Here is a 17,369-nt window from a genome sequence, read left to right as displayed (position 1 = left end):
TTGTAGCCAGAGACCGGTAACCAAAATGAATCTTTTCCTGTTTATTGTTTCTCAAAAAGCGATTTCTGGAAAGCTGACTTAGAGATTTCCTAAATGCAGCGTTTTCACCTGCAGATATTCTTCCAGCCCCAGCACCGACCCTTCGCGTCCCAGACCAGATTCTTTCACACCACCGAACGGCGCGGCTTCGTTGGAAATCGCACACTCGTTTATCCCGATCATGCCGCTTTCAATTGCATCAGCCACGCGGAAAATACGTTGCAGATTCTGGCTATAGAAATACGCCGCCAGCCCGAAAGGCGTGTCGTTGGCGCGTTTAATCACTTCTTCTTCCGTTTTGAAACGGAAACAGGCCGCCAGCGGGCCGAAGGTTTCTTCATGTGCCACTTTCATGTCATCGGTGGCATCAATAATGACCGTCGGCTGGAAGAAGTTGCCGCCAAGTTTATGGCGCTCACCGCCTTCCATCAGACGTCCGCCTTTCTCCAGCGCGTCTTTAACATGCTCTTCGACTTTCTCCAGTCCCTGAATGTTAATCAGCGGCCCTACGGTCACACCTTCGTCCATACCCTTACCGACTTTCAGCTTGCGCACCTCTTCCGCCAGACGTGAGGTGAACGCCTCATAAACGCCGTCCTGCACGTAGATGCGGTTGATACACACGCAAACCTGTCCGGTGTTACGGAATTTACAGGTAATGGCGCCCTTCACAGCAGCCTCGATATCCGCATCATCAAAGACGATATACGGCGCGTTACCGCCCAGTTCCATTGACACCTTTTTCATGGTGTCAGCGCTGTTACGCACCAGCGTTTTGCCGATTTCTGTAGAGCCGGTGAACGACACTTTACGCACCGCGTCGCTCGCCATAATCACCTGGCTGATGGCGCTCGTATCACCCGCCACGCCGTTGATCACGCCATCCGGCACACCGGCATCTTTTGCCAGCTGCAGCAGAGCAAAGGCCGACAGCGGCGTATTACTGGCCGGTTTGATCAGGCCGGTACAACCTGCTGCCAGTGCGGGACCAAGTTTGCGGGTCAGCATCGCCAGCGGGAAATTCCACGGCGTGATCGCCGCCACCACGCCCACCGGTTCACGTGTCGCCAGAATGCGTGAACCGGATTTAGCCGGAGGAATGATTTCCCCGTTGGCGCGTTTGGCTTCTTCGCTGAACCATTGCAGATAACTGGCGGCGTAATCGACTTCGCCCAGCGCTTCTTTCAGTGGCTTGCCTTGTTCGGCCACCATCAGCTCGCCGAGAAACTGTTTGTTTTCCAGCATCAGTTCATACCAGCGGTGCAAAATTTCGGAGCGTTCTTTGGCTGTAGTTTTGCGCCAGGCCGGGAAAGCGTCGCTGGCGGCTTTGACGGCGGCTTCTGTTTCGGCTTTTCCTGACTTAGAGACTTTGGCGACCACATCGCCGGTCGCCGGATCCAGCACATCGAAGGTCTCTTTGGCTTCGAGCCATTTTCCGCCGACAAAATAGCCGGTCTTAAACAATGGATGCGTGGAAAGTTTATGAGGTTGGGCTGACATGAGGATCCTCCTGATTTATGCCGTTTTAAGCGAACTATCAGGTAAGTATAGCGGCTTGAGCAGAAGCGTCTGTCAGACAGCACTGAGAGACACAGATCGCAAAGTGAATTGTCATACGTTCACAGTTTCCGCATCCCTCAGTAAACTGCGAGGAACTCCACCCCATTTTTACAAAGGAATAAGGCATGTCGACGCGCGAAAAAATGAATATCGGTGAACTGTATACAGACATGGGCGAAGGATTGCCGGAGGAACGCCGCGCCGGAAAAGAGCGGGTGTACGACTACAACCTGACCCGTCCTTCAGAAGAAGAAAAACGCCAGCGGATGCTGAAAGACATGATGGCCAGCCTGGGTGAAAACGGCTGGATTGAGCCGCCGCTGCGTGTCGCGTATGGCACGCATATTCATATCGGCAACAACTTTTACGCCAATTTCAATCTCACGGTGGTGGATGACGCAACCGTCACCATCGGCGATAACGTGATGATTGCGCCGAACGTCACCCTGGCGACAGCCGGTCATCCGATTGATCCGGAAATCCGCGCCACCGGACAGCAATTCTCCCTGCCGATCGTCATCGAAGATAACGTCTGGCTGGGCATGGGTGTGATGGTAAATCCGGGTGTGACCATCGGGCGTAACAGCGTGATTGGTGCGGGAAGTGTAGTGACAAAATCCATTCCTGCCGATGTGGTGGCGGCTGGCGTACCGTGCCGGGTAATACGCCCGATCACTGCCGCTGACCGCGAAACATTCATGAAATGATGCCCGGATTTTGGTGATAAAAAAGGCCGGTGCGTTTAAACACCGGCCTTTGTTTTTTACGGGCTGTTACGCCACAAACGAATGCTGATAACGATGGAGCATCTCGGTCAGACGTCGCACCGGCTCGGTCACTTTCAGGGGCGCGTCGTAATCGACCAGCTTTTGCTGATACTCACCCAGCTCTTGTAGCAGACGCTGATAATAGTAAGTCCGCTTACCTTCGCCTGACGCCGAAACCACGTGATCGGCGGTGTTACGGATTTTTTTGTGGAACGCCGACAGCTCATCATTTACCGGCACTTCGGCAAGTTTCATGCGCTGATGAGCGATAATCAGCATCAGCGCCAGACGGTATTTACCGATGTCATTCGGGAACATCACCAGCAACTGATTGAGCTGATGGTAAAGCGCCGGCAGGTGGTTTTCACGACGACGGTACGCTTTGGTGGTCAGCGCCGATACCGCACTGCTCATAAAGCGGTTCAGCAACGTGCGCCCGGTTTTATCGCGGGACTTATCGCGAATAATCAGCAACACCGCCATCGCAATCACCGTACCGATCGCCTGCCCCAGCGCGTTGTCGAGAAAAGAGGTCACGTTGAATTTCATCGGGTTACTGAGCACCAGAATGTTGATGGTGCCCGCCAGCAAACCGAGCATGCCGAGACGGCGCTTGGTCACTTCGATACCGATAAAGAAGGTGAAAATCCCCAGCATCAGACACAGCAGGAACAAACTTTGCTGCGTCGAAGGCATGATCAACATAAACATCATCGAGCCGACCGGGATCGCCAGCAACATGCCGACAATAAAGTCCATCGCCATGCCTTTCGGGTTCGGGGTACGCATCGCCAGCGAGGTCACCACGGCGATAATAATCACGCAGCCGCTGGCTGACGTCCAGCCGGTCCATAGCCACATCAGACAACCAATCGCCGTCGCGGTAAACGTACGCAGGCCGTTGATCAGCGCATGATGCCGCTCAGCCGATACCGGACGAACCACCACTTCACCTTCCAACACACCGCTTTCAATACTGCTGATGCTGCTGTTGGTCTGGACGCCTTTCATCAGTAACAGCGCACGCGTGCCGGCGCCGGTCCAGGCACTGAGCGTCACCAGCACATTATCGCTGTGCATGCCGGTAATAATCTGGCGCAGCTGTTTCAGGCGGCGGTGAACATCGGCAACGGTTTCTGCCGGTTCGGCAAACAGCGCTTTAAGCTCAGGCGACAGCCTTTCCGGCGTGTCTTGCATAATCAGATAGGTTTCGCAGGCCTGGGTGATCATACTCAGCGAGGTGCTGTGCAGCGCTTTCAGACGCTGGTTGCAGCGCTGCCAGCGCGAGGATTCCATCATCAGGCTGCCGCGCATGCCGTTCAGCGCCGTGGTGCTTTTCACCAGATTGTTCCAGGACTTATCGATGTCTTCCTTCGTGCCGTTATTCACGCAAATCCGCATCAGCGCAAACTGATCCAACATCAGCTGACTGACGGCACGATCGATATCTTTTTTGATGGAACGGGGAGAAAACAGCAGGTCAGCCACGATGGCGCAGCAAATCCCGATAACGATTTCACTGCAACGCTCGACGGCGAACTGCGGTGTCTGTAACGGCGCACTGGCTGAGGTCACCACAATAATCAGCGCGGTATAACCCGCCAGCCCAAGTGCGTAGGAATTCTCGATGCGCACCAGTGAAGACCACCAGGTGCAGACACCCGCCCAGATACAGCACAGAAGCAGCATCACGACCGGCGCGCGGGCAGTGGCGATAACAATCACCAGCGCCGCGATACAGCCGATAAATGTACCAATAACACGCAGGAAACCACGGTGACGGATAGCACCGGCAAAGGGTTCACCACCCGCCACCAGCGCCGGGCCGGAGGTCACAATGGCGGCGGTCATGGCCGACCAGCGCGGTGTCTCGAGTTGCAGATAGAACCCGAGAACCAGCGCGCCGAGGATCGCGAACGTCAGCTTGCAGGCAAAACGCACGCGCGGGATAAGTACGCTATTCATCTTTCCGGCCTTAGCCAAACTCTCTCAGGCGATGCAGGAGACGAAGGAAAGGAGAACCTTCATCTTGTTTGCGGTCATGCTGACCGGTGATAACCACGGTCGCGGTCGTCCCTGCCGGATAAGGATGTTGCTGGTCTTCATCATCGAGCAGGATTTTCACCGGCACGCGCTGCGCCAGACGCACCCACTCGAGGTTGCTGTCGATGGTCGCCAGACCATTCGTTGCAGCAGAAGAAGAGCTGTTGGTGACCGCCGCGGCCACGCTGTCCACGGTACCGTGCATGATGCGGTTACTGCCCAGCGGGGTGATTTCCGCACGGTCGCCTTTGTTCAGCCCCGGCAATTTGGTTTCTTCCAGATAGGCGAGAATGTAGAAGGAGTTTTTCTTTACCAGCGCGACAGCGGTCGAACCACGATTGATGTAGTTACCCGGATGAACGGTCAGGTTAGTGACCCAGCCATCGGCAGGTGCAACCACCACGGTACGTTCCAGATCCAGCACCGCCAGATCACGTGCCGCCTGCGCTTTTGCCAGCTGATGTTCAGCGGTTTGCAGGACGTTATTGGCCTGATCGATTTCTTCCTGCGACATGGCCTGAACGCCCAGTTTTACACGACGTCCGGCTTCACGTTTTTTCTCTGCTGCCAGCGCCTGATAATACGCGACGTCAGCACTCGCTTCGTCCAGCGCCTGCTGGTAGCGCGGCTGGTCGATTTTAAACAACACCTGGCCCTTCTTCACCAGCTGGTTATCGACCACAGGCACATCGGTAATCAGACCGGTAACATCGGGTGCGATAGACACGACGTCAGCGGTAAATTTGGCATCGCGGGTCCACGGAGATTCGGTATAGAACGCCCAGGCTTTGAAAATTGCGATGACAGCCAGCACGACCAGAATCAACGTTATTGCATAACGTATTATTTTTATAGAGAAATTTTTCACAACGCCCTCAGACGAACATGCAGGAAATCAGGTAAAAAAGACAGCAGTACAAAGCTGTGTTGAACAACGCCGGATGCCAGACAAAGTCATAGATACCGGTGGGTTGCAGTACACGCCGCAGCACGAAAAACACCACCAGCGCCAGCAGTATTTCAAAAAACACCGGAGGAAACGACAATCCGAAAATCACCATTACCGGAAGCAAACTCATCAAAAATTCCTTACATTATGACGACGGACAAACACGTATCGTCCCGCGCACGCATTATTCATTATTTTAGGCAACGGCACGCGACCCCGGTGGAAAATAATTCAGCGGGAGCAGATCAATGAAGCCGTGGAGTTGCCAGGGAAGTGTGCGAAGGTAAGCATTATGTCAGGAAAACTGAAACCTGAGCATTATCGCCCGGAAGGGTATATTAGCGTGCTTATTATCAAGTAATCAACGTTCTGTGATCTAAATCACTTTTAAGCCAGAGTTAATAATGGACCGATTAAAACGCATGTCGATTTTCGCTCAGGTGGTAGAAAGCGGTTCTTTTACTGCCGCTGCGCGACGCCTCGACATGAGCGTATCCGCCATCAGCCAGACTGTCTCAAAGCTGGAAAACGAGTTACAAATCAAACTATTAAATCGCAGCACGCGCAGTATTGGTCTGACGGAAGCGGGCAAGCTTTACTATCAGGGTTGCCGGAAAATGCTGCACGATGTGCGTGAAGTGCATGAACAATTGTATGCCTTCAACAACACGCCAACCGGAACCTTGCGCATCGGCAGTTCATCAACAATGGCACAAAATGTTCTTGCTGCGATGACTGCCGAAATGCTCAGCGAATATCCCGGACTGACGGTCAATCTGGTGACCGGCATTCCCGCTCCCGATTTAATCGCTGATGGTCTGGATGTGGTGATCCGCGTCGGCGCGTTACAGGATTCCAGCCTGTTCTGCACCCGCTTAGGCTCAATGCCGATGGTGGTGTGCGCAGCGCGCAGTTATCTGGCCCAGCACGGCACACCGGAAAAACCGGCTGATATGGTGAATTTCTCATGGCTGGAATACAGCGTGCGCCCCGACAGCGAATTTGAGCTGATCGCCCCTGAAGGCATTTCGACCCGCATTACACCGCAAGGGCGCTTCGTCACCAACGATTCGCAAACCATGATCCGCTGGCTGAAAGCCGGTGTCGGGATCGCGTATGTGCCGCTGATGTGGGTGATCGAGGAAATTAACGCAGGCGAAGTGGAGATTTTGTTCAGAAGCTATCAGTCCGATCCGCGACCGGTCTACGCGCTGTATACCGAAAAGGACAAGCTGCCGCTGAAAGTGCAGGTCTGCATTGATTATCTGACGGATTATTTCAAACGGGTCAGCAAGGTGTATCAGGGATACCGGCAGGGGAAAAAGGGGACGCAGTGGAGTTGAGTTCGTCTCTAAACAAAACTCCACCTGACCTCCCCTTTGACAAGGGCAGGAAAAAAATTTAAGCAGTACCACCCACCGTCAGATTATCCAGTTTCAGGGTTGGCTGACCGACCCCGACCGGCAAACTCTGGCCTTCTTTACCGCACACGCCGACGCCTTTATCGAGCGCCAGATCGTTACCGACCATAGAAATCTGCTGCATGGCTTCAATACCGGAGCCAATCAGCGTCGCGCCTTTCACCGGTTTAGTGATCCGGCCTTTTTCGATCAGATAGGCTTCTGAAGTCGAGAACACAAATTTACCCGACGTGATATCCACCTGGCCGCCGCCGAAGTTTGGCGCATACAGACCAAATTCCACGCTGCTGATGATATCTTCCGGCGTCGATTTCCCGGCCAGCATGTAGGTATTGGTCATCCGTGGCATCGGCAGATGCGCATAAGACTCACGGCGGCCATTGCCGGTCGGTGCAACACCCATCAGGCGCGCATTCAGTTTGTCCTGCATGTAACCTTTCAGCACACCGTTTTCGATCAGCACGTTGTACTGGCCCGGCACACCTTCATCGTCAATCGCCAGTGAACCGCGCAGACCCGGCATAGTGCCGTCATCGACCACGGTACACAGCTCAGACGCCACCAGTTTGCCCATCTGGCCGCTGAATACTGACGTGCCGCGACGGTTGAAATCACCTTCCAGACCGTGACCGACCGCTTCGTGCAACAGCACGCCCGGCCAGCCTGCGCCGAGTACTACCGGCATTCCGCCAGCCGGAGCGGCTACCGCGGTCAGGTTCAGCAGCGCCATGCGCACAGCGTCACGGGCGAAAGCTTCGGCACGAACTTCGCCGTTAACGGTTTCGAGGAAGTAGTCATAACCGACTCGACCGCCGCCGCCGCTTGAGCCGCGTTCGCGACGTCCGTCCTGTTCGACCAGAACGCTGACAGACAAACGTACCAGCGGACGGATATCTGCCGCCAGCGTGCCATCTGTCGCCGCAACCAGCACGGTTTCGTATACGCCGGTAATACTGGCACTGACTTCCTGCACGCGTTTATCTGCCGCACGGGCGATTTTGTCTACACGATGCAGAAGTTCGATTTTTGCTTCACGCGGCAGGCTTTGCAGCGGATCCAGCGGAGAATAAAGAGATTTGTACGCAATTTCGCCCAGCGTGTGCGCTTTGCCATTGCCCTGCTCGCGGACAATGCTGCGGGCCGCTGTTGCGCTGAGATTCAGGGCATTCAGCGTAATCTGGTCAGCATAGGCAAAACCGGTTTTTTCACCGCTTACCGCACGGACGCCGACGCCCTGATCGATATTGTAAGAACCATCTTTGATGATGCTGTCTTCGATAACCCAGGCTTCGTGGAAACTGGACTGGAAAAAGAGATCGGCATAATCAAGGCGACGTTCAGACAACTGGCCCAAAACGGAAAACAAATCCTGATGACTCAGATTATTAGCAGTTAGTAACTGCTCACTGACTAAGGCCAGACTCATAAATGTTCACTCTCTTTTTAGACGAAAATCCGGCGGGCTGAGCGTTATAAAAACGTCGACCCGCCGGACAATCCATTGTTTCAAGGTTATTAACAGCCTAACACAGCCGGAACGAGGTTTCCTGCCACCTTCGCCGCTGACATTACTGAGCGGCAGCGGCTTTTGGATGTTCTACCGGTTTACGCAGAATTTCGTTGATGTGTGGATCTGCGATAGTGCCGCTAATCTGATAACGAATCAGCGAAATTTTATTCCACAGCGGCGCCAGCACTTTACTGGCAGCAAATACCGCCACGCCCACCACCGGGTTGATGACGAAGGCGGTAGCCACGCCCACGGTGGCTGAGATCTCAGGCGCGATAACGGCTTCCAGATCGAGGCGCTGATTAACAAAATTCACCTGACCGGTAATGGCAATATCCGCTTCCAGACCATCAACCAGCAGGTCATCGGTATGCAGTACGCCGTCTTTAATCCAGGCGGTGGATTTGATCGAATCGAAATAGAATCCCTGGCCGAAGGTATCACTGAAATCGAGGCGCAGTTTACGCAGCAAGGCGTCGAAACTGACCAGACGCAGCAATTGCCCGGCCCGGCCCGTGCCGACGTCAGCGATTTCGCCTTTGCCCAGCGTGTTTTTCAGCGTGCCGTTGAGCGTGCTGATATCCGGTTTCCACGGCACGGATTTCCAGTGCAGGTCGAAGTTAATGTCGAACGGCGCGCCTTTCAGTGGCGTGGTCACACCAAAGAATGACATCGCCTGTTCAATGTTTTTACCCGCCAGTTTGCCTTTCAGACCGGTACTTTCGCCCTGTGCGTTCTGCTTCCAGTCGCCCTGAACGTTGAGGCGCGCTACGCCGGTGTCGATCAGGCCGTTGCGCAGCATCAGCTGATCGCCCTGCGGGGTAAGATCGGCGTTCACTTTGCGGAAGTTCTGTCCGAGGAACCAGCAGGCCTGGCAACGCAGTTGCAGCGCAGGCCAGTTAGCGAAGGAAATCTTGCTGGTCGCGAACGGATTTCCGCCCGGCTGACCGCTGCTGGTAACATCAGCCACGGTCCATTGCGGATTGAAATACACATATTTCAGGTTCGCCAGCCACGGTCCGTTGTCATTCATATTCAGCTGACCGTCAATTTCTTTGCCTTTGGCGATGATTTCCATTCCCTGACGCCCCTGCACCGAAGTCAGGGCCAGATCATTCCACACCTGTCCGCCCAGCGTCAGTGCTGGCGTAGTCAGGGTTATCTGATGCGGGAAGCTGAAACCGGCCATTTTGCTGCTGTTGCCCCTGGTACTTTGTGCCGCTTTATCCGGCGAGAGCAGGCCCAGCCAATTTTCGCCATCCAGCGGCGGCAGATTAAGTGTCAGGCTGCTGTCTGCCGGCAGGGGTGGCGTTTTCTTCGCGTTAGCCTGCCAGGATGCGCGATCCAGTTTCAGCTGTTTGCCCAGCAGCCAGCGGCTGTTGAAGCGGTCTTTTCCGGCCAGTACACCTTCCAGATTAAAACTGTGCAGATCGCCTTTCACATTGACCACCAGCGGCATCGCGTGGCCGGCCTTTTTGCTCAGCGGATCGGGTAAGTGACTGCTCACATCTTTCAGGTCGGCGTTCACATCGACGGTATAAGTTGGCGTGCCTTTGTGCGGCAGCGTGATATTCACATCGCCTTTCCACGGAGTGCCGCCAGAAATTTTGCTGGCTACCGCGGCCGGCAGACCCGGGATTTTTGCCAGCTGCCAGTTAGCATCCAGACCAACCTGCACTTTAAAGTCATCCGCCAGTTCCTGTGTGCTGAACATCACATTTACCGGCTGGCCGAACCATTCACCGGTAAGACGGTTACTTTGCAGGTTGCCGTTGTCATAGCTGAACTGACCGCTGAGATGGTTGATTTTGCTGTCCAGCGGTTTAATAAACAGACTGTTGTCGTTTAACGTCACCCCGCCGGAAGCACGAACCATCTCACCATCCAGAGGAATATCCAGATGTAAGCGACCATTCACTTCGCCGCCAATCTGCAATTCCTGTAGCGCCGAACCCAGCGAATCATGCAGCGGCGTACCCATGAAGTAGTCGCCGATATCTTTGCCCTGACCGCGCAGGTCGGCATCGATAAACAGCTTTTCTTTCAGGTAATCAGGAATATTGGCGACCACATTGTTGCCATCAACATTGCCCAGTCTGGTGTGCGCGGCTTTCATAAACAGGCCGTCGTTGAGGAAATCGAGATCAATATCCAGATCAGTCAGTGCCGGCCAGCCTGGCTGGAATTCGAAAGTTGAGTGGCGCAAAGGCACCCACACTTCAAACTGCCCTTCGTTCTTTTTGAACGGGAAATCATGCGGATTGCCGTTGAACGTTAGCGTGGCGTTATCGACCTGACCGGCCTTTATGGCACCGCTCAGATAATCCACCAGATGTTTGCCCATCAGCGGCTCAGGGAAATAGCGCCACGCCTGTCCGGCGTCATATAAGCGGATACCCGCCAGAATATTTAGCCACGGCTCGCCTTTAACGGGCTGGTGGTAACGGAAGTCGCCTTTCGCCCACAACGCGTTAGCCTGGACATCCACATCTTTGCCCGACAGCGCCCAGCCGTCCTGAGTGTTAGTCCAGTTAAAGGTCCCGGTCGCGGCGCCTATCTCCAGCGGCGCACGGAACATGTCGCCATAAGGTAAGACACTGTCTTTGAGATTAACCGCCAGCTGGCCACCCGCCACGCTGCCTTTGAGGCTGCCGCTGAAATGACTGACGCCCGGCAGCATCTTCCAGAGCTGCCAGCTGACATCGTGCCAGCTGGCATCAAAGCGGGTCTGATCCGGCTGTTTGATCGGGATATCCAGCGCGAGCCTGTCGACGTTACCGGCAGGTTTTAAATCCTGCCAGCGTTCCAGCAAGGCGGGCGTCAGGAATGAGAAGGTCGGGATCACCGGCCCTAAGCGTTCGAGTTGCAGATTTGCGCCACGGATACGCAATTCTTCGCCCTGCGAGGGGCCGAGGAAATCATTATTTTCAGGCAGATAAAGCGCTTCAAGGCGACCTTTTGGCCACGCAACGCCATCCGTTTTCAGATTCAGTTGCTGCGTGCCAACCTGCCAGCCATTTCCCTGACGGCTGCCGTGCAAGGTGAGATTATCAACATCGAGGCGGTGCTCATCGTCACCGGTTTTCCAGGTCGCGGAACCCGTTTTCAGCAGCGCATCACCGGCATAAATATCGCCATTGTGAACCGTCAGCCAGGCCGCCAGGCTAAAGTTAGCGCTTTCCAGACCTGTGTTACTGCGCAGCCACCGGCTGAACCACGGTTTCATATCAATATCATCGGCTTGCATATAAATCTTGCCGTTATTGAGCAGACCGTTTGAGTCGTTAAGATCCATACGCAGTTGCACAACGCCGTGCTGACCGTTAAAGCTCGAGAGGCTGAGCTGCCCTTCGGCGCGATGGCGGTTGCGGGTGTTCAGCCAGGTCAGTTGGGGAATATCGAATTCGGCACGCGAACCGGAAGGCGTAGGGAACGTAATGCGGCTGTTGCGCAGGTCAAAATGGTCAACCTGACGCAGAAAAATATCGCTGACACGACCGGGCTTGATGCCGTTGCCTTTATTGGCCTCGCCACCGAGCGGGGTGTTTAAATCCAGTTGCAGGTTATAGAAAGTGAGATCGCGGAACTGCCAGCGAAAATGCAGCAGTGATTGCCAGACGTCCAGCGCCATCGTGATGCGCTGAACCCGCCATTTGGCATCCGGCAATGTAACCTGAAGGCCACGGACTTCCATGATCGGGCCAAAGGTTTTCCAGCTGGCGCTGATTTGCGACAGTTCAATCGGTACGCCGGTGACCGCCTCTACTTTCCCGACCAGTTGATCCTGAAAGCGGCTAAGCTGCGGCAATGCAAGACGCAGGCCGCTGATCACCAAAGCCACTATCACGACAAGGGTTGCGCTGGTGGTTAATAAAATACCGGGCAGTCGCCTCAAACCTCTCTCCTTGTTTTCCATTCCATGCTGGTTTTCACCCGCACAGACGGCAATGGAAACCTTTAACACCCAGATGCTTCAAGCCAGTCATCCGCAGATCACATCATGACGACGTCGAACTGTTCCTGACTGTAGAGCGGCTCAATCTGTACCTTAACCTGCTTGCCGACGAAGATTTCCACTTCAGCCAGCGCATGGGATTCTTCTCCCTTGAGGGCTTCCCCCACGGCAGCAGACGCGTAGACCAGGAAACGGTCGGAATCGTAGGCATGATGCACACGTACGATCTCACGCAGAATTTCATAGCAGACGGTTTCAACGGTTTTGACCGTACCGCGTGCATGACATGTCGGACAGTCGCTGCACAGAACATGCTCGACGCTTTCACGCGTACGCTTACGGGTCATTTCCACCAGACCGAGCGCAGAGAAACCGTGAATGCCGGTCTTCACGCGGTCTTTTGCCAGCGCCTGCTCGAGGCTGTGCAACACGCGACGGCGGTGATCTTCATTCGACATATCAATGAAGTCGATGATGATAATGCCGCCGAGATTGCGCAGACGCAGCTGACGGGCAATCGCCTGTGTCGCTTCGGTATTGGTGTTGAAAATAGTGTCTTCAAGATTGCGATGGCCGACAAACGCACCGGTATTGATATCCACGGTGGTCATGGCTTCGGTCTGATCAATAATCAGGTAGCCGCCGGATTTGAGTTCCACCTTGCGCTCCAGCGCACGCTGGATTTCGTTCTCAACATCGAACAAATCGAAAATAGGTTGCTTGCCGCTGTAATGCTCCAGCTTGCTGGTCATTTCAGGCATGTATTCGCTGGTGAATTCCACCAACAATTCGTAGGTCAGACGGGAGTCAACGCGGATACGATCCAGCGCTTCGCCGGCAAAATCACGTAAAACACGATGCGCCAGCGCCAGTTCGCCATACAACTTGCACTTGGTTTTGTTGCGACGTTTACGCTCCATCACCTTAGTCCACAAGCGTTTTAAGTAGGCGGCATCCTGCTTAAGTTCTTCTTCGCCCACGCCTTCGGCGGCGGTACGAATAATGTAACCACCGTGCTCGTCGCAATATTCGGAGACGATACGTTTCAGACGGTCGCGTTCCGCTTCGCTTTCAATACGCTGGGAAACCCCAACGTGAGAAGCCCCGGGCATGAACACCAGATAGCGGGAAGGCAACGTAATGTCAGTCGTCAGGCGCGCGCCTTTGGTGCCCAGCGGGTCTTTCACCACCTGCACCATCAGATCCTGGCCCTGATGCACCAGCTCTGCGATGTCACGCACATGGAAATTTTTCTGCTCATCACGCGCCACACATTCGGTGTGAGGCATGATGTCTGAAGCGTGTAAGAACGCTGCTTTCTCAAGGCCGATATCCACGAATGCTGCCTGCATACCCGGCAGAACCCGGCTGATACGTCCTTTATAAATGTTGCCGGCAATCCCGCGTTTGGTCTCACGCTCAATATGGATTTCCTGCAGAATGCCACCGTCAATGTAGGCCACGCGGGTTTCAGACGGGGTGACATTGACCAGTAATTCAGCTGTCATGTTTTCTCCTAAGCTCGCGTAAGGCAGAAAATTCATTTAGCAGTTCCTGAGTTTCCACCAAAGGAAGACCCACAACTGCATAGTAACTGCCGCGAATTTCACGGACGAAACAACCGCCCTTTCCCTGAATACCATAAGCGCCCGCTTTATCCATGGGCTCACCGCTCAGAATATAGTGTGCAATGTCGTCGGAGGATAGTGAACGGAAAGTGACATCTGTCACAACCAACGTATTGAGACAATCCTGCCGGTCGGCAAACGCAATCGCGGTCATCACCTGATGCTGTCTGCCAGACAATGCATTAAGCATAACAGCGGCTTGCGCTTCGTCACGTGGCTTTTCCAACACATTACCGTCAAGTACCACAATCGTATCTGCGCCCAGCACCGGCAAATCTTCTGCTGCTACCGCCACACCGGCCTGCGCCTTGTCTTTCGCCAGCCGCAAAACATAATCTTGCGGCGCTTCGCCAGGCTGACGTTCTTCTGCCACGTCCGTAGACAGGCGCTCGAAAGGCAACTCCAGCAACGTCAGTAATTCACGGCGGCGCGGTGACCCGGAGGCCAGATAAAGTGCGGTCATAACATCCTCATTGCACGGCAAACTGACGACGAATTTTACGCATCAGCAGGAACAGCCATGGCCACAGAACACCGTCAACCACACTACTCCAGAAAACTTCAGGCCGGAACGAAACGTTAACGACCAGGAATTCACCCCAGAACACCATCACGTCCACGGCCAGTGAAAGCACCATGACAATCAGCGCCTGTTGCCATAGCGCCAGATTACGGAATAACTGGAATTTGAACGCGACCAGATAGGCGGTGATAGCAAATGCCAGCGCCCGGATGCCGAGCGTCGATCCCAGGATCAAGTCCATGATGAAGCCGACAATAAAACCGGTACCCACGTTGACGCGATGCGGTAACGCCATCACCCAGTAAATCAGGATCAGCATCAGCCATGACGGCCTGAACATGTAAATTTGTTCCGGCCACGGCATGACCTGCAACAGCATGGCTATTAAGAAGGATAGCCAAATAATCCAACGCCCGTGGCTCCGGTAACTGTTCATCGTGTCGCTCCCTGAACAGCAGGCGTGCTGACAGGTGCGGTCACCGTACCGGTAGCCGGTGGCGGAACCGGTGCAGGAGGCCCCATATCACCCGGAGGTGGCAGGACCTGCGGCATCATTTGCATCAGACGTTCGTTGGCAACGCGATGTACTTCATCTGGCGGCAAAGGATGTTCACCATTACGGTCCGAACCCCATAACAGCAGCAAATAACGCAGACGTTGCAGACCGGCGGTCGGACGCGCCTGAATCACGGTATACGCACGCTGGTTGTCCACTTTGACAGAGGACACCACACCCACCGGATAGCCTTCAGGGAAACGGCCGCCAAGACCTGACGTAACCAGCACATCGCCGACACGAATGTCGGTATTGCTTGGCAGATGCTCGAGTTGCAGGTCATCGGCGCAGCCGCTACCGGCTGCAATCACGCGGATATCATTACGCAGCACCTGAATCGGTAATGCGTGTGACGCATCGCAAATCAGCAATACGCGGCTGGTCAGAGCGGCAACGGCAACAACCTGACCGACAACACCTTTGTCGCTGATCACCGGTTGTCCGATATACACGCCATTGTTGCTGCCTTTGTCGATCACCACCTGATCACTGTACGGATCGTTGCTGGTAGACAGAACCTGCGTCACCATCTTGTGCTCGTCCTGACGCAACGGCGACCCTAACAGTTCGCGCAGACGGGCGTTTTCTTGTTTGTATTGGCCAAGCAGCATCAGATCGCTGTTTTTCAGCAACAGTTCCTGACGCAAAGCGCGGTTTTCGAGCTCCATCTGACCACGAGTGGCAAATGTAGAAGAGACCTGATCTAAGAATTCACGCGGGGCATTGGACAAAAAATAGAAGGGACTGACGGCAGTATCCATATAGGTGCGAATTTTAACAAACGTACCTATTTTACTGTCGGCAACAATCAGGACAATGGCCGTGAGAATAGCCAAAAAAAGTCGCAGTTGCAGGGAAGGTCCCCTGCTAAAAATTGGCTTCATAAAATATGCGAGTTCCTCGGCAACAGAAGGTTTCAGCCAGTCGAAGTAAAGACTTCCCCTGACAGAAAAGGCGGCAATCTCATGGGATAGACAAAACACCGGCAAAGCGTTTATCGCTCAGCCAGTGTTTGCGCGGATCCACATTGAACACTGCACACTTCACGTTGCAGGTTTTACCTGACGGACAACCACCTTCCCGGGCAGACTGATTTTGTTCACTACGACAAGGCTTGCTGACAACAAGCCCTGCCCAAAACCACAAGTCTTCGCTCAGATTACTCTTCGCTGAATAAGTCGCCGCCGTGCATGTCGATCATTTCTAATGCTTTACCACCGCCGCGGGCTACGCAAGTCAGCGGATCTTCTGCGACGACAACCGGAATACCGGTTTCTTCCATCAGCAGACGATCCAGGTTACGCAGTAATGCGCCACCGCCGGTCAGCACCATGCCGCGCTCGGAAATATCAGAAGCCAGTTCTGGCGGACACTGTTCCAGTGCAACCATCACCGCGCTGACGATACCGGTCAGCGGTTCCTGCAGGGCTTCCAGGATTTCGTTGGAGTTCAGCGTGAAGCCACGTGGAACACCTTCAGCCAGGTTACGGCCGCGAACTTCGATTTCGTGCACTTCATCGCCAGGATAAGCAGAACCAATGCTGTGCTTAATACGTTCGGCAGTCGCTTCACCAATCAGTGAACCGTAGTTACGACGAACGTAGTTAATGATAGCTTCGTCGAAACGGTCGCCACCAATACGTACAGAAGAGGAATACACCACGCCGTTAAGGGAGATCACCGCAACTTCCGTCGTACCACCACCGATATCCACCACCATTGAACCGGTCGCTTCAGATACTGGCAGGCCTGCACCGATTGCCGCAGCCATCGGTTCTTCAATCAGGAACACTTCACGCGCGCCTGCACCTTGTGCAGATTCACGGATAGCACGGCGCTCAACTTGCGTTGCACCCACTGGCACACACACCAGCACGCGCGGACTTGGGCGCATGAAGCTGTTGCTGTGAACTTGCTTGATGAAGTGTTGCAGCATTTTCTCAGTCACGAAGAAGTCAGCGATAACGCCGTCTTTCATTGGACGAATGGCTGCGATATTGCCAGGAGTACGACCCAGCATCTGTTTAGCGTCGTGACCAACAGCAGCAACGCTTTTAGGTGAACCAGCACGATCCTGACGAATAGCCACTACAGATGGCTCATTCAACACGATGCCTTGTCCTTTTACATAGATAAGGGTATTGGCGGTACCCAGGTCGATGGACAAGTCGTTGGAAAACATGCCACGAAATTTCTTAAACATAACGAAAGGATAATCCTGCAAGCTGGGGGCGGAAAATAAAATCCGCCTACTTTACCAACCACGCGAAGCAGCGACAAGGCGCAAAAACGTCCTGCTTCCGTGAAAATTGTCAGCGATGTCGCCATTCACTTGTTGTTACTTTTTGAGGCTGATGGCACTGCGAAATAATTCTTTATCGCAGGCTCGGTTTACCTCGGGCAGGCACCCAGGCGAAG

Annotated in this window: 13 protein-coding genes; 2 read left to right on the top strand and 11 right to left on the bottom strand. The window is 54.2% G+C overall.

What is annotated here, in order from left to right; all coding sequences use genetic code 11:
• Positions 1–78: 78 nt before the first annotated feature.
• On the bottom strand, positions 79–1,539 hold the full coding sequence (locus ACJY2G_RS00515) for an NAD-dependent succinate-semialdehyde dehydrogenase (protein ID WP_120162172.1): 1,461 nt from the start codon (positions 1,537–1,539) through the stop codon (positions 79–81).
• A 185-nt stretch (positions 1,540–1,724) separates the two neighbouring features.
• Between ACJY2G_RS00515 and ACJY2G_RS00510 the strand changes: the two genes are divergently transcribed.
• The gene (locus ACJY2G_RS00510) at positions 1,725–2,306 is read left to right on the top strand and encodes a maltose acetyltransferase domain-containing protein (protein WP_430319873.1); all 582 of its coding nucleotides are present in this window, start codon (positions 1,725–1,727) and stop codon (positions 2,304–2,306) included.
• Between the two features lie 66 nt (positions 2,307–2,372).
• On the opposite strand, the gene aaeB is transcribed toward ACJY2G_RS00510, so the two are convergent.
• Genes aaeB through aaeX form a run of 3 tightly spaced genes read right to left on the bottom strand, consistent with a single transcriptional unit; the run spans position 2,373 to position 5,488 of the window.
• Positions 2,373–4,331, bottom strand: coding sequence for a p-hydroxybenzoic acid efflux pump subunit AaeB (gene aaeB, locus ACJY2G_RS00505; RefSeq protein WP_120162174.1), 1,959 nt, complete (start codon positions 4,329–4,331; stop codon positions 2,373–2,375).
• 10 nt (positions 4,332–4,341) lie between these two features.
• A complete protein-coding gene (gene aaeA, locus ACJY2G_RS00500) occupies positions 4,342–5,277 on the bottom strand; it encodes a p-hydroxybenzoic acid efflux pump subunit AaeA (protein WP_112290427.1) in 936 nt (311 codons plus the stop codon).
• Between the two features lie 7 nt (positions 5,278–5,284).
• Entirely contained in the window at positions 5,285–5,488 is a 204-nt protein-coding gene (gene aaeX / locus ACJY2G_RS00495; RefSeq protein ID WP_112290425.1) for a p-hydroxybenzoic acid efflux pump operon protein AaeX, read from the bottom strand.
• A gap of 274 nt (positions 5,489–5,762) precedes the next feature.
• Here aaeX and aaeR point away from each other — a divergent pair, with 274 nt between their 5' ends.
• A complete protein-coding gene (gene aaeR, locus ACJY2G_RS00490; RefSeq protein ID WP_120162176.1) occupies positions 5,763–6,701 on the top strand; it encodes an HTH-type transcriptional activator AaeR in 939 nt (312 codons plus the stop codon).
• A 58-nt stretch (positions 6,702–6,759) separates the two neighbouring features.
• On the opposite strand, the gene tldD is transcribed toward aaeR, so the two are convergent.
• The 7 genes from tldD to mreB all read right to left on the bottom strand — a co-directional run bounded on the left by tldD (position 6,760) and on the right by mreB (position 17,154).
• The gene (gene tldD, locus ACJY2G_RS00485; RefSeq protein ID WP_120162177.1) at positions 6,760–8,205 is read right to left on the bottom strand and encodes a metalloprotease TldD; all 1,446 of its coding nucleotides are present in this window, start codon (positions 8,203–8,205) and stop codon (positions 6,760–6,762) included.
• A 142-nt stretch (positions 8,206–8,347) separates the two neighbouring features.
• A complete protein-coding gene (yhdP, locus tag ACJY2G_RS00480; RefSeq protein WP_430319872.1) occupies positions 8,348–12,184 on the bottom strand; it encodes an AsmA2 domain-containing protein YhdP in 3,837 nt (1,278 codons plus the stop codon).
• 98 nt (positions 12,185–12,282) lie between these two features.
• Positions 12,283–13,752: a ribonuclease G gene (gene rng / locus ACJY2G_RS00475; protein WP_112290421.1), complete on the bottom strand. Its 1,470-nt coding sequence runs from the start codon at positions 13,750–13,752 to the stop codon at positions 12,283–12,285.
• On the bottom strand, positions 13,742–14,335 hold the full coding sequence (locus ACJY2G_RS00470) for a Maf family protein (RefSeq protein WP_112290419.1): 594 nt from the start codon (positions 14,333–14,335) through the stop codon (positions 13,742–13,744). Before ACJY2G_RS00470 ends, rng begins: the two co-directional genes overlap by 11 nt.
• A gap of 7 nt (positions 14,336–14,342) precedes the next feature.
• On the bottom strand, positions 14,343–14,831 hold the full coding sequence (gene mreD / locus ACJY2G_RS00465; RefSeq protein ID WP_112290418.1) for a rod shape-determining protein MreD: 489 nt from the start codon (positions 14,829–14,831) through the stop codon (positions 14,343–14,345).
• Positions 14,828–15,835, bottom strand: a complete 1,008-nt coding sequence (mreC, locus tag ACJY2G_RS00460) for a rod shape-determining protein MreC (RefSeq protein ID WP_112290416.1) — start codon at positions 15,833–15,835, stop codon at positions 14,828–14,830. The genes mreD and mreC overlap by 4 nt, the downstream gene beginning before the upstream one ends.
• A 275-nt stretch (positions 15,836–16,110) precedes the next feature.
• Positions 16,111–17,154 (bottom strand): rod shape-determining protein MreB, encoded by a 1,044-nt coding sequence (gene mreB, locus ACJY2G_RS00455; protein ID WP_013577291.1) that lies wholly within the window; start codon positions 17,152–17,154, stop codon positions 16,111–16,113.
• Positions 17,155–17,369 lie beyond the last annotated feature (215 nt).

This window comes from Rahnella sp. ATs2 (assembly GCF_051851855.1).
Classification (GTDB): domain Bacteria; phylum Pseudomonadota; class Gammaproteobacteria; order Enterobacterales; family Enterobacteriaceae; genus Rahnella; species Rahnella variigena.
Note: the sequence above shows the minus strand (reverse complement) of the source record. Positions and strands in the feature narration are given on the sequence as shown.